The organism is Cutibacterium granulosum (genome assembly GCF_900186975.1).
In the GTDB taxonomy this organism is placed as follows: domain Bacteria; phylum Actinomycetota; class Actinomycetes; order Propionibacteriales; family Propionibacteriaceae; genus Cutibacterium; species Cutibacterium granulosum.
In genome coordinates this window covers 450,465-464,318 of record NZ_LT906441.1, presented here as the reverse complement: position 1 = coordinate 464,318, position 13,854 = coordinate 450,465, and the positions used below count along the sequence as shown (strand labels likewise).

At 60.1% G+C, this 13,854-nt stretch carries 10 protein-coding genes; 2 read left to right on the top strand and 8 right to left on the bottom strand.

From position 1 onward, the window contains the following. Positions 1-7: 7 nt before the first annotated feature. On the bottom strand, positions 8-202 hold the full coding sequence (locus tag CKV91_RS02015) for a hypothetical protein (RefSeq protein ID WP_021103616.1): 195 nt from the start codon (positions 200-202) through the stop codon (positions 8-10). A gap of 20 nt (positions 203-222) precedes the next feature. Further along, on the bottom strand, positions 223-1,059 hold the full coding sequence (locus tag CKV91_RS02010; protein ID WP_021103615.1) for a mechanosensitive ion channel family protein: 837 nt from the start codon (positions 1,057-1,059) through the stop codon (positions 223-225). 761 nt (positions 1,060-1,820) lie between these two features. On the opposite strand from CKV91_RS02010, the gene CKV91_RS02005 reads away from it, so the two are divergent. Beyond that, complete coding sequence (locus CKV91_RS02005) at positions 1,821-2,513, top strand: suppressor of fused domain protein (RefSeq protein ID WP_036957164.1); 693 nt, start codon at positions 1,821-1,823, stop codon at positions 2,511-2,513. Positions 2,514-2,605: 92 nt separating this feature from the next. Here CKV91_RS02005 and CKV91_RS02000 read toward each other — a convergent pair whose 3' ends face one another. Both CKV91_RS02000 and fumC read right to left on the bottom strand, forming a co-directional pair. Continuing rightward, positions 2,606-2,797 carry a hypothetical protein gene (locus tag CKV91_RS02000; protein WP_021103612.1) on the bottom strand — a complete coding sequence of 64 codons (192 nt, stop codon included), beginning with the start codon at positions 2,795-2,797 and terminating at the stop codon, positions 2,606-2,608. A 507-nt stretch (positions 2,798-3,304) separates the two neighbouring features. Beyond that, positions 3,305-4,714: a class II fumarate hydratase gene (gene fumC / locus CKV91_RS01995; RefSeq protein WP_021105265.1), complete on the bottom strand. Its 1,410-nt coding sequence runs from the start codon at positions 4,712-4,714 to the stop codon at positions 3,305-3,307. A 512-nt stretch (positions 4,715-5,226) separates the two neighbouring features. On the opposite strand from fumC, the gene CKV91_RS01990 reads away from it, so the two are divergent. Next, on the top strand, positions 5,227-6,108 hold the full coding sequence (locus tag CKV91_RS01990; RefSeq protein WP_021105264.1) for an endonuclease domain-containing protein: 882 nt from the start codon (positions 5,227-5,229) through the stop codon (positions 6,106-6,108). 439 nt (positions 6,109-6,547) lie between these two features. On the opposite strand, the gene CKV91_RS01985 is transcribed toward CKV91_RS01990, so the two are convergent. The 4 genes from CKV91_RS01985 to CKV91_RS01970 all read right to left on the bottom strand — a co-directional run bounded on the left by CKV91_RS01985 (position 6,548) and on the right by CKV91_RS01970 (position 13,665). After that, positions 6,548-7,615: a chloride channel protein gene (locus CKV91_RS01985; protein ID WP_051254828.1), complete on the bottom strand. Its 1,068-nt coding sequence runs from the start codon at positions 7,613-7,615 to the stop codon at positions 6,548-6,550. 648 nt (positions 7,616-8,263) lie between these two features. Beyond that, positions 8,264-9,547 carry a citrate synthase gene (locus CKV91_RS01980; protein WP_021105262.1) on the bottom strand — a complete coding sequence of 428 codons (1,284 nt, stop codon included), beginning with the start codon at positions 9,545-9,547 and terminating at the stop codon, positions 8,264-8,266. Between the two features lie 848 nt (positions 9,548-10,395). Further along, positions 10,396-12,249 (bottom strand): septal ring lytic transglycosylase RlpA family protein, encoded by a 1,854-nt coding sequence (locus tag CKV91_RS01975; protein ID WP_155944870.1) that lies wholly within the window; start codon positions 12,247-12,249, stop codon positions 10,396-10,398. A 246-nt stretch (positions 12,250-12,495) separates the two neighbouring features. Then, positions 12,496-13,665: a L,D-transpeptidase gene (locus tag CKV91_RS01970; RefSeq protein WP_411430983.1), complete on the bottom strand. Its 1,170-nt coding sequence runs from the start codon at positions 13,663-13,665 to the stop codon at positions 12,496-12,498. Positions 13,666-13,854 lie beyond the last annotated feature (189 nt).

Genomic DNA, 13,854 nt, shown 5'->3' with positions numbered 1-13,854 from the left:
GAGGGAGCTACTGGGCGTCATTCTCGAAATCGTCTGGATGATCGGCGCTTTCAAAATCGTCAGCGGACTCGCTCCTGCTGGCACTCGCGCTCGGGACGTCTGCTGGCCTGTGGAACCTCGTCATGACAATGACGACCATGGCTGCGGCAGCGATGAGTACCGGCAGACTCACCAGTACCGCGAGCAGAACGATCTTTCCCATCTCATTCCCTGCCAGGTGGCTCAGAACGCTCCGCGGATGCGGGCCTCGGCGAATGCTGTCTTTGCCATCTGCCGCATCGCCCTGATGACCTCGAACTGGGTTCCGGCAACGCATTTCGTCCACACCTGGAAGGTCATCGTTCCTCCGGTGATGTCGCCGACACCCAATACCTTTGGTTGCTCCAGGATTGAGTCTGGGTATGCCGCGGCCAATTCGTCCAGCACCATGTTGAGCACCCGAGTCACCTCATCGGGATCCTCGTCGGCGTGCACAGAAATGTCGGTGAAGCTCGTTGCCCAACCCTGCGAGATGTTGCCCACCTTGAGAATTTCTCCATTGCGCAGATACCAAGCCACGCCGTTGAAATCGCGGATACGGGTCGTCCGTAGACCGACCTCCTCAACAACTCCTCCCAGCTCGTCGATGTTGACGGTGTCACCCACCCCATACTGATCCTCAATGATGATGAACAGTCCTGAGAGGAAGTCCTTGACCAAGCTCTGAGCGCCGAAAGCCAGAGCGACACCAACAATTCCGGCAGATGCCAGGATTGGACCGATCTTCACCCCAATGGTGGAGAATCCTGCGAGGATCGCAACAGTGAGAATGATTGCCACGCCCAGGTTCGACAGCAAGCCGCCGACCGTTTTGGTGCGCTGGGTCTGGCGCTCGGAGGTTTTGGGCAGCATCCGGCCCAGCCCCATGGCTTCGTCGCGTTTCTTGGCGGTGCGCAGCATGGCTGAAACGACGAGATTGACGCCCTTGCGCAGCAACCATCGCAACACAATTGCGATGGCAATGATGAGGAGGAGCTGAATGAGCGTGCTCCAAGTCAAGATTTCGGTGTGGAACTTCACTGCTGCCCTTCTGTTGACGGCGCGTTCTACTTGAGGGTATGCCACCACGTCGAGACGACAAGACCGTATCAGGGCAAGGACGGCCTGGACCCAGCCATGGTCTCCGTGCGCTGTGAGGGTGCTGAGGCTCTCCGGGAGTAGATGAGCACGGAAAGCGAAGTGGGCGAGATCATGGTTCTGCCTTTTTCGAGGTGAGCGTCGCTCGATGGGGAATGCTGTTGTCAACGGTGACTCTTCGCCAGTGACGATTTCCCACAACAGACCCGGTGTCCAGTCACAGGAAGACCCCCATGCCAGGGGAATCGACATTTTTCTCACTGGCTTTGCCATGAGGACTGTGGCGGTTGAGTGACAAGGTGCGAGTGATAGGGCGTGACCGCTCACACCTGCTCTCCCAGGAGAAAATTGGCATTGGCATGTAAAGTTGTCCAGTGCGGATCGCCTCTCCTGTCTTCATGGGGGATAAGGGGTACAGCGTCAGCATGAGCCGGAGCGGACTTTGACATGCTTGGATGGCTTTGAGGCGTTCCCCGAGAACTCAATTTCGTTCATTGACCCGTGCCAGGCGTGGTTGGCACCTCGCTCCCCGCAGGACGCATCAACATCCCACGGTCAAGAAGAATCCGGAGCTGCATCGCGCTACGACGGGATGGGAAAGGCCAAGCGGCAACAGAATTGTGTTGGTGATCTGGTCGGCATGAGGACGTGGTGCTGTGAGGTCGAGCTGATAAATGCGACCAGTTCGTGACACTATCGGTGGTATGAACGATCTTCCTGATGCAGCGGCGTCTCCTGCTGGTGGTCCCGCGGGTGATGCCTCGGCGCCAGTCAACGCGTCCGATCTACCTGAGCATCTTGCCGTCCCCTCTCAGATGCCTCCCACTGGGCCTGCTGTCGCCTCTGCAGCGATTCGTGCGATCGGGGGCCAACCTGAGACCGATGCCATGGTGGACGCCGCTGGTGATCTGCGTATCGACATGCTCAGCCTGCATGACGCCCCAGCTCCAGAATGGTGCACATGGTCGACCGTGGGCCTTCACACCATGAGCAACGAGTTGCCGCTGGAGTCGGGGGAGTCGGTCAGCGTGCCTGCCGAGCTCATGACCGTGGGGGCACCTGGCTCCGATGTCATGGGCAAGGTCTTGGGCTCGTGTGCTTTCGCTGTCATGCGGGACAACTGGCTCATGGCCCCCGGTATCGTTTTCGGCGATGTCGTCGCTCTGTACGATCCGCAGGCCACCACCCCCCACCTCATGTGGGTGCATCCATTCACTGCTGGTGGACTCGATCGCATCGATGTGGGTGATGGGTTCTTCGTTCACTGGCTCATGGGCATGCCGATCACTGATGCTGAGCGGATCTGGCTGGAGGCCAATGGCTACGACGCCTTCATCGCCAAACTGGAGAACGGTGGGGTCAACTACACCGACCTGAGACGAGACTCACTGGTCTGAGAACCGAGCTGGTGCGGTGGCTCCAGTGCATTGGGCTCCCAGGGGCGGCAGTCGTGACGGTTTTCCTTCCAACAGACTCGGTCGGCTGAGGCTCAGTTCACTGGACTCTGGTGATGGGCTTCGCCATTTCGTCGAGATTCGGATGAGGCCAGTCGGTCCAGCGAATCGGCGATTCTCTTCACGTTGTTGCGCACGTCAATGATCATCCAGAGGATGAAGGCAGCTAGGAGAATGATGAGGATGTACGTGATCAAAATGATCGCGTCCGTGGCAATGGCGCCCATGGGAAGCTCCTGATCTTGGCCTGCGGGAAACTGTCTGCATACTACACAGAGCGGCCGTACCGCTGATGAGTGCTGACGAGATCCAGTCCGCTCGAGCCTGACCGGCATAGGTCGAGGAGATCATCGGTTTTTTGACAAGTGTGGGCTGCGTCAGGAGTCCGGGGTGGGGCTTCTTCGCGGAGTGCCTTGATGTCCTCTCGGGACTCTGGCCCGAACCAAGGTGGTGTTTTCCACACCGTCTCGAGCCCCCATGCTCCGGGAAGCCGTATTGAACACATACGATGAACAGTGGCTGATGTGGGGCGAGATTTCTATCGGGTGAGGCAGGTACCCGACACTGGGATGCTGCAAACGCGTTCGAGCCGGGATTTTTTGAGGAGAAGAAGCTGAGGCCGCGATTTTCTGCGGGCTGTGGGATGCAGATCTGGAAGATGGAGGGGACGTGCCTCGGCACGTCCCCTCCATCACTGAGCCTGAGCTGTCGTCAGCGTGATCCAGTTGTCAGACTCAGTCCTCGGCAGCCGAGGGGTGCGTCATGTCAGCCGGGACGACCCACTTGTCGAAGTCCTCAGCGCTCATGCCACCGACCGTCAGAGCGGACTCACGCAGGCTGATGCCCTCGTGGTGTGCGTTCTTGGCGATCTTGGAGGCCAGGTCGTAGCCGATGTGGCGGTTGAGAGCGGTGACCTGCATGAGGTTCTTGTCCAAGTTCTCCTTGATCTTGGCCGTGTTCGGCTCAATGCCGTAGGCGCAGTGCTCGTCGAAGGAGACGCAGGCGTCGGCAATGAGGCGAATCGACTCCAGGCAGGCGTGAGCCATGACCGGCTTGAACACGTTGAGTTGGAAGTTGCCCTGCGAACCGGCGAAGCCGACGGTCGCGTCGTTGCCGAAGACGCGGGTGGCGACCATCGTCATGGCCTCGCACTGGGTCGGGTTCACCTTGCCGGGCATGATCGACGAGCCGGGCTCGTTCTCGGGGATGAGCAGCTCACCAATGCCGTTGCGCGGGCCACAGGCGTACCAGCGCACGTCGTTGGCGATCTTCATGAGGGCGTCGGCCAGCACGCGCAACGACCCGGAGACCTGCACCAGAGCGTCATGGGCGGACAGGTTCGCGAAGAGGTTGTCGGCCTGCTTGAAGTCCAGACTGGTCTCATCGGAGACGTGCTTGGCAACGGTGACGCCGAACTTGGGGTGGGCGTTGAGGCCGGTACCCACGGCAGTGCCGCCGATGGCCAGTTCACGGGCCCGCGAGTCGGCGTAGCGGATGCCATCCAGCGCGAAGTCGATCTGGGCGACCCACCCGCTGATGACCTGCCCCAGACGGATCGGGGTGGCGTCCTGCAAGTGGGTGCGACCCACCATGACGACGTCGTCGTACTCCTTGGCCTTCTTGTCCAAGGTGTCACGAAGCTGGGTGACGGCCGGGTAAAGACGCTCGTTGATGGCTGTGACGACGGCGATGTGCATCGCGGTGGGGAAGGTGTCGTTGGACGACTGGCCACGATTGACGTGGTCGTTGGGGTGCACCGGGGCCTTGGATCCCAGCTCACCGCCGGCCAGTTCGATGGCGCGGTTGCTGATGACCTCGTTGGTGTTCATGTTCGACTGGGTGCCGGAGCCGGTCTGGAAGACGACCAGTGGGAACTCGGCGTCGAGCTTGCCGGCAATGACCTCGTCAGCAGCCTTGACGATGAGGTCTGCCACGTCGCCCGGGAGCTCACCGAGCTCCTTGTTGGCCAGGGCGGCGGATTTCTTCAGAGTGCCCAGGGCACGAATCATGTCGCGTCCCCACACGAAGGTGTCGCGGCCGATCTCGAAGTTGTGGAGGGAGCGCTCGGTCTGGGCTCCCCAGTAGTGGTCTGCAGGCACGTCAATGGTGCCCATGCTGTCTTTTTCAGTACGCATCTCTGCCATGAGCCAAGCCTACTTGGCAACGAAGTGATTGGGGCCAGCGGGTGGCGGGATTTTTGATCAGGGACGTACGGCGATGAGGGGGCATCCTCGTGAGTTGCTCTGCGGGATGAGGACTTGTGTCGAAGCAGCTCTGCCCCATCCGACCAGATTCGGGGGTTGGCTCCAATAAGCTCGATCGACGGTGGCAGAGGCACCACAACTTTCCTCACCTCACAAAAGTGTCGCTCGGAGCGCAGCAGGTGATGCAATGTGCATGGAACCCGCCTGGACTGACAATTTTCGAGCTTCATCTGCTGGGTTTGGCTGCAGGATCCGGGGTCGTCACCCATCAGACTGGGTCGATGAGGCTTGTCCCCTGTGCACTCGAGGCCATGCCGGTCACAGCTCCTGGCTGAGATCGCGCAGCCAAAGCTCCGAAAACGACCTGTGGAAAAGCGTCCTCATCTGGGTGTCTTTTCCACAGCCAGAGTGAAAGGTGCCGCTTTTGGGGACGCTGCAACGAAAAATAGTACGTGGAACTTGTTGACATTCTTGAAGCCAACGGTGGTGTGGCGAAGATCAGTTCGGTAGGTCGAGTGGCGCGTCAGGCACGGCAGGCAGTGCGCGAGGGATGGGCCGTCAGACCGTTGCCCAGAATCATCATGACGAACGTTGCCGCCAGAAAGCCTGAGTCGTGGATTCGCGCTGTGATGCTGTGGAGACCTGACGCAGTGTTCACCGGTCGGGCAGCCCTGTACCTTTCCGGGCTGCGTGAGTTGGAGCTCACCGTGGTTGATGTCGTCATCCCACACGTGATGCCAAGGCTTCCGCGGCGACGGTGGTTGAGGTTCCACCGCTCAGGTTGTGAACCAGTGGTTGGTGACCGAAACATGATCCGCACCACCCACGCCTACACCTGTCTGCGTCTTGCGCTGATGGGCGACTGGGAAGCAGCTACTGCATGCCTACGTGCAGGTCTCGTCGCCCCGGACGACTTGCGTGAGGCTCGCCCCAGGGTCGCGCGAAAAGCTCCGGCAGCAGTTGTCAGGCGAGTTCTCAGACAGCTTCTCGATGAGCCCTGGTCCGTAGCTGAGCATGAGCTGCACAGCCTGCTTCGGCATCACCGCATCAGCGGGTGGAAGGCAAACAAGCGACTATGGATCAATGGCAGGGTCGTGTTCCCCGACCTGTGGTTCAAGTACGAAAAGGCGATCGTCGAGGTGGACGGTTACGCTTTTCACGGCAGGCGTAGGGATTATGAAGCCACAGCCAGGCGTCATGCTTTGCTCGGAGGAGCAGGGTGGCGAGTCGTTCGGGTGACGCCGGCGATGATTCGTGATGAGCCGGGACTGGTGCTCGATGCCATCAGATCGGTCATCTGGAGTCGCCACCGAGGGATCCCTGTCTCAGTGTGACGCAGGTTGAGACTTCCCGCAGCTAGTCATGACGATGCCACGAAACGGCATAGGTGGAGATGGGCCCTTGCCCACGTTGCGATGTGAATTTTCATCGGGGACACAGGAATTAGCAGCATCGCTGCTCGGCTGAGGTAGGTGTCCCGCATGTCAAAATGAGGGCTGCTAAACAAGCATGGTGAATTGTGGCCCAATCGTCTTCGTCATGGGCTGCACGACGAGTCTGGCTGGTGATGGACAGATCCAAGTATTGTGCTGCCACTGATACTGGCGTGGCTCCTCAGGTGCGAAAAATGTCAGGAGACAGTGGCAAGAGTCATCATGGTGAAGGCGATACAGTCCTCCTGAGGTTTCACCTCTGTCTCGGAATGCACCTTCACGGTGCTGCACCTGTACGCGTCTTCACCGGGATATTCAAAGGTTCCCCAGGGACCTCGCATCACCGACGAGGAGCCCTCCCCACTGCACCATGACGGTGATCCTGGGAAGTGATCAATGCCCACCCTGCCCAGGCAATCCCTACGGTGACGGCAACCAGCGGTATGACGATGCTTTTCGGACGGGTGAGTTCCAAGGCGAAGGCGATGGCAAAAAGGGGAGCTCGTTGCGTCATGGCGAGGACTCCGGCTGCACCAGCAATGACGAGGGCCACGGTCTCACCCGAAGTGGCACCGGTCAGTACCCCCAGCAATGCTCCTGTGGAGCCGCCGATGGCCAGTGATGGAGTGAGCAAGCCACCTGCTGCTCCTGAGGTCAAGGACACACTTGTGGCAAGAAGCTTGGCCACGAGAAAGGTTGCGGCAAGCTGCCACGTGAGACGAGTGCCCAGCAGCGTCCCCATCATGATCTGGCCATTCCCTGGAACCTGTGGGACCAGTAGTGCAATCCCAGCCACGATTGCTCCTCCCAGTGGCACTGTCCAGTAGAGATGATGTGCTTTCGGGTTAACCCTCTTGGCATGAGAGAACACCATGTCGGCAAGTGGTCCCACCAGGAGCACGGCCATTCCAAGCAGCGTTGCTCGACCCCATGTGCCCCAGCCGGCAGTGCTCACCGGATCTGGGGTATACGTCGGAGCGTTGTGGTTGGTGAGCCAGGCCATCGCTGTGGCGAGCAGGGAGACGGTGGTGCAGATTGCTATCTGCTGCCACCCTTGCCTGGTGCGGGGATTGGGTCGAAGGGTCAGCTCGAGGGCATATAAGGCTCCTGCGAAGGGCACGTTGTAAACGGCTGCCAGCCCGGCCCCCGTGGCAGAGGCAATGAGGGTTCGGCGTAGCGGAAAATCTGCCTCACATACTTCGGCAACCCATTGGGCGCTCACAGCGGCAAGCTGACGGGGTGCCGCTTCACGTCCCAAGGAGCTGCCGGATCCCACGATGATGAGCTGGGCAAACGCATCGATGAGCTGAACGAGGGGGTCGAGACGACGAGGCTGCTTGGCATCAAGGGTGGTTCTTACCGTCACGACTTCGCGGCGTCGTAAAAATCCCCATGCCAGGCCTGCCATTGCAGCTCCTATGACGGGAGCGCAGAGACGACGCCAGAATGTGACTTCACCGATGCCGGATGTGCTGGCGGAGACATGGCGACCGAAGGCCAGAACCTCAATGGCGATGTTGATTCTGCCGAGTAGTCCGCCAATCACTCCTGAGCTCGCCCCTGTGAGGAGTATCGCCATGACCACCATCACCGTGTGTCGCAGACGATGTGAGAGGGGAATTGGTTTGTCAGAAGTCACTCCAGCCCCTTTTCTGGGGGCGGAGGAAGCCGTGGAACGCGGGTCCTTGGCATGTTCGAGACGCCCATCGGCATCGGTGAGGCCGGGTATCGGGATTTTTCGTTCGTCGTGGGCGTCACCACGAGGCGCTTGATCTCCGTCAGCCATGTCTGAGCCTCCACTCGGCCGGGAAAAATTCGCCAACGCCCATCCTCACGGCGTGAGGCTACAGCAGGTCAAGCCCGCAGCGTTGGGATCGTCAGCATTCGACCTGGCAGGAGGCTTTCATGGGAGAAATCTCCGCCTCAACAGACCGTAAGGGTGCTCATCGGACAGGTCTGCTCCTGCGAGTCTTGGGGAGGATCGTCCCATCCCTACTTGGCAGGTGCGCGAAAACGTCGGCTGATCCATGCGAGCTGCTGTTGAGGAGACCTTCACTCAGCTTCGTTGCTCAAATGGGATCCAGTCCCTGACGTCGCAACCGGTGTAGATCTGACGTGGACGCCAGATCTTCTCACTGCCAGTGACTTGCTCGCGGTACTGGGCAATCCAGCCGGGGAGCCTTCCAATGGCAAAAAGCACTGTGAACATGTTGAGGGGGAACCCCATGGCCTCGTAGATGAGGCCAGAGTAGAAGTCGACGTTGGGGTAGAGCTTGCGTTCCTTGAAGTAGTCATCGTTCAGCGCGGTCTCCTCAAGCTCCTTGGCTATTTCCAGAAGGTCTTTGCGCCCGGTTTGCAGTTTGAGGATCTCGTCGGCGTGCTTTTTGATGATTGCGGCGCGGGGATCATAGTTGCGGTAAATGCGGTGGCCGAAGCCCATGAGCTTGACGCCGTCCTCACGGTTCTTGACCTTTTCGACGAACTGCTTGGTCGTGAGGTCGTTGTCACGAATGAACTGGAGCATCTCGATAACGGCCTGGTTGGCTCCGCCGTGTTTGGGGCCGGACAGGGCATTGACTCCGGCGGCGACGGCGGCGTGCAGGTTGGCGCCTGACGAGGCGACCATCCGTACCGTTGAGGTGGAGCAGTTCTGCTCGTGGTCGGCGTGCAGGATGAGCAGCACCTCCAGGCCTCGTGTGATCGCCTCGTTGAACTCATAGGGTTCGGTGGGGAATCCGAAGCTCATCCGGATGAAGTTCTCGACGTAGCCCAAGGAGTTGTCCGGATACAGGGTCGGCTGTCCCATGGAGTTCTTGTAGGCAAATGCTGCCAAGGTGGGGACCTTGGCCAACAAGCTCAGGGTTGCCTTGTTCAAGCTGTCCAGATCTTTTTCGGCAGTGCTGCCGGAGAAGGTGGACAGAGCCATGATCCCGGCTGAAAGCACCGGCATGGGGTGGGATCGGCGTGGGAAGCAACGGAAGAGATCACGCATGCGTTCATCAATGAGGGTTTTGCGACGGATGGCCTCTTCGAAACTGTTGAGCTCGGAGGCGGTTGGCAGTTCGCCGTACAGGACGAGGAAGGCGGTTTCCAGGAAGGACGCGTGCTCGGCAAGCTGTTCAATGGGGTATCCGCGGTAGCGCAGAACGCCGTTGTTGCCGTCGATGTAGGTGATCTCGGATTCGCACGAAGCGGTGTTGACGAACCCGGGGTCAAGCATGACGTTGCCGGTGCTCCTGAGCAGACCAGCTACGTCATAGCCGGTTTGACCATCGGTGGCTTGAACCTTTGGAAGGTTGAGATCCTTGTCAACGTCGACAAAACGCGCGGTCTCGGTCATGACATTCCTTTCCGGGGTGCGCTGTCGCTGTTTCCCATGCCAGGGCCTGGCAGTCGTGCACAGCTGCCGCATCCCTTGCCGCAGCCAAGGTGTGGGCGACGATCGCCTCCCGCACCGTGAGTGACTTTCGCCACTCCCCTTCACGCCACTTGTGATTATCTTCACAAAATAGGTTATGGCCTTCTGCGAATCTGTCCAGTCGTTCTGCTCAAGGCAGGACAACTGGTCTTGACAGATACCAGGTTCGGCAGGTCTGGCGGCGAGGATCCTGACGAGATTCGGTACCAAGGCGGCACGAGGTGAACAAAAATGTCAGCAGGGAGCTGAGGTCGTTGACCAAGGTCCTGAGACCACATGGGCGTGACAAAAATTGACGGCAAGCACAGCTGCAAGTAGCAGCAAACCAGGCAGCAGTGACTCTAGGGAAAGAGCGTGAATGTTCGAGCATCATGGCCCAGGCGGCGCTGTGACGGCCACCGGGGGCGATCAGACTGTCGGATGTGTCAGCGGGTCCCGTGGGGGCGGCACGCTCGGAGATGGCAGGCGATCGGATGCGGCAGAGGGTGGGGTGTCAGGATGCTCGGAGATGGCAGGCGATCCTCCGGAGGGCTGATGGAAATGCCTTTCGGGCTCAAAGGTTCAGAGGACACCAGTACAGGGGGGATGGAACGCTGTGAGCCCAGCTTGACGATCAAGCTGGGCGGCGAGCAGTACAAACAGGGGGGTGGAGGCTGCCGCCCCGAGTGTGGGAGGCAGACTGCCCATAGCCGTCCCGGGGTGACAAGCAGTCAAGCAGGGGTGGGGACTGCCGTGACAGTCCCCACCCCCACAAAAATTGAGGCGTTACCTCACCCCAGTACGGTGTAGTTGACGTTCACCACTCCAGCCCCGGTTGAGGCGATCTGCGAGAAAGCGGCACGTGAGAGATCCAAGCAACGTCCGGCCACGTAGGGTCCGCGGTCGTTGACTCGCACAACGACGGATTTGCCGTTGGCGGGATTGGTCACCCTGACTCGGGTGTTGAATGCCATCGTCTTGTGGGCAGCGGTGAGATCGTTCGTGTTGAATCGCTCACCGTTGGCCGTCATCTGATCCTCGTCGTAGTAGGAGGCCGAGCACTGGCCAGTGATGGCCCCCCTGGACGTACTACGTGATGAGGTGGACTTCTTGGAGGTAGCAGGCTTGGCCTTCTTTGTCGCAGGCTTGTGCTTCTGCTTGTGGGCGGCTGGCTTGGAAGTGGCCAAGTACCGACTGGTCACCCATCGCGACTGGCCTGACACGACGATCTCTGCTCGACCATTGCGTACAGTTCCGGTGATCTTGACGGCTTTCCCTCTGGAGATCTCGCCAGAGTGTGAAGAACCGGTAGCGGCATCCCATACGTTCAGCGTGGTGGTCGCGAAGCGGGTTCCGGTGATCGACGGGGTCTTTGGCTTGGCAGGCTTCTTGGCTGTGTGCTTGGTGGTCGCCTTCTTCACGTGCTTGGCAGAAGCCTCGGGCGCGTGTTTCGCCGGAGCGGATGAACTCAAGTATGCCTCGGCGACCCATCCGGTGCCGTCACTTGTCGTCACCTGGACCCAAGTTCCCGACATGGTCCCGGTCCGGGTCACCTTCGTACCCCGCGGCAATACTCCCTTCACCTTGTCCTTGGTGGATGGGTTGGTTCGCAGGTTGAGTCGATCGGTGGTCCACGCAGCACCTGTCGGCCCAGACTTTGTGGACTCCTTGGCTGGGGCGGGAGTGGCGGCTTTGCCAGGGCTGGTGCTCTGGGTCGGCTTCGCGGCGGGAGCAGGAGTTGCGCTCGAGCTGGCCGAGGCGGATGGGGTCGGCGTTGTCATCCCCGATGCCTTGGTTGGTTTCTCAGTCGGTGCGCTCTGGTGTGCAGGGTCACCAGTCTCGGTGGGCTTCGCGGACGAAGACGGCGATGGGTTGACTTGGTGCGTCGATTTGCTGTGTTCTGCAGGAGTGACCAGTGCAGAGTTGTTGCGAGACGTAGCTGCCTCATCTGGCCGGGCTTTTGGTGTCGTCGGCTTGACGCTCTGCTTCTTGCTGTCGTTGACGGCAGAGCTGTGGGGTTTGCGCTCGTGGTGCGACGCTTCCGTCCTGGCGTGTTTTCTTGCCCGGGGAGGCTCAGCGGTACGTCCTGAAGTCGACAGGTAGTCGCTGAACACCCATCCGGTGGCGTCCCCGACCCGGACCTTGACCCATCGGCCTGCCGTCGTCCCGGTGAGGTGGACACGGGTGCCGCGGGGGAGCACCTGCTTGATTGGCGTGCTCATCGACGGTCCGACGCGGAAGTTGAGATTCGCCGTGGTGGTACGTGATCCCTGTCGGCCATTCTTGGTCACGATGGGGTTGGCCGAGTCGGGAGTGTCCAGGTAGGCCCGGAAGATGTAGCCGGAGTGCCCGTTGAACCGTACCGGCGTCCACCCCATGACGTCAGCTCCAGTGACGTGGACGCGGCGTCCCTTGGGCAGTACACCGATCGGCTTGCCGGAGTTGGCGGGAGCATCACGTACGAACACGTCTGCAGTGGCCTGCTTGGTGGCCGTGGTCGCCTGAGCAGAGGCCCCCATTGCTGCTGGCATGACGCCGACACAGGTGGCAGTGAGGGCTGCAGTGGCGGCGAATCCGCGCAGAGCATGCATGGATCGGTTCACGGTGGATTCCTCTCGGCCCGGGACGCCGTACGGGTACGGCACGAACTGAACGGTGGGCACATTAAGTGTGTGCGCGGGCCGAGTCCAGAGAAGTTGAGAGTTGCTCAACGCCGTCTCAGCTGGTTCTCAGGCTTCTGAGGAGCGGGAAACCCTGTTGTGATGCCATTCTGTGGGATCGAGAAATGATCGACCCCCAACTCTGAAGTCAGGCTTCAGGTTGAGGGTTCTCAGGCCTTGAGGCAGAGCGTTGTGTGGAGAACGCGAGTACTCGTCCACGCAACATGTGAATCAGACGGCGCTGAGTTTTTGCCATCCGGCCCAGTCGTAGACCCAGCAGCCGATGCCTTCCTCGGGTTTGAAGTGCCGGTTCGAGCCAGTTGTCTCGACGATGTCGCCTGCCCGGCAGGTCTTGAACAGCCATTTGGCGTCGTCCGTTGCCAGGCCCACGCACCCGTGCGAGACGTTTGCCCTGCCCTGTGAGCGCGAGGACCACGGTGCGGCGTGGATGAACTCACCGGTGTAGGTGATGCGCAAGGCCCACTTCACTTCAAGGTTGTAGTACTCCGAGCTGCCCGGGGAGATCCCGATCGTCGAGGCATCCATGACCTTGTCTGCTTCACGCTCGATGATGACCTTGGTGCCTGAACGGGTGATGAAGCCGCTCTTGCCCGTCGTGCAGGGCATGGAGCGCGCCTTCTTGCCATCAATGAAGACGTCAAGGCGATGGTCACTGGTGGAAATCTTCACCACGCGCGACTTGCCGATACTGAACTTGCCGGTGAGATTGTTGAGCAGCCACCGGTTGCTGGCTGTCTTGAGGCCGCCGAAGTCGCCCTTCACCGACACTTTTGTGCCGGGCTTCCAGTACTGCTTGGGGCGCCACATGAGATGGGTGCCGTCAAGCCATCCCCAGGACCCTTCCTGCTCGGGGCTGACCTCGATCGTCATGGCCTTTTCGATGGCAGCACGCTTGTCCTTGTCGACGACGTCGTGATTGAAAAGGATGATGACCGGCATACCGATCCCCGCGTCATCCATGTCCTCGTAGAGGATGTTCCCGGCATTGCCCTCCCCCTTGACAGTGGAAATCGACGTGACGAGGGGTTTGGGGGCGGGCAGGGACGGGTCTGCATTGGCCAGGGTGGTGTGGACCTCGTAACTCCTGCTTGGGCGGAACGGATGCTTCGGTTTCCAGACGCCGTCGGTGAAAGTGCCTTCGACGTCCTCCTTGTCGGCATTCGTGACGGTGATTTTGTCCACAGAGCCGTTGATGACGGTGAAGGTGAGCGAATCTCCGGGCTCAACTTCGGTGAGCGGGTGCTCAGCAGACAGGTTGAGTGAAGCAGGTGTGGGGGTTGGGGTCTGGGTCTCCTTGTCTGCGGATCGGCCGTTGGGAGAGTCGGGTGAGGGCGCACAGCCAGCGATCACGGCACCACTGACGAGAGCAGATGCAGTCAGCATGGAGCGGCGGCTGAGTGGAGATGGTGTGGACACGTGTCTTCCCCTGGGGTGGCGAGTAGACAGGAGATTTCGCAGATTGTTGCGAAATGAGCTCAGGCCATGGTAGGCGAGATGACGGCGAGATTGAAAATTGTCTCACTGCAATACGCTGGCTGCTCCTCGCGTGACGCCACGGAGCCTCGGGCG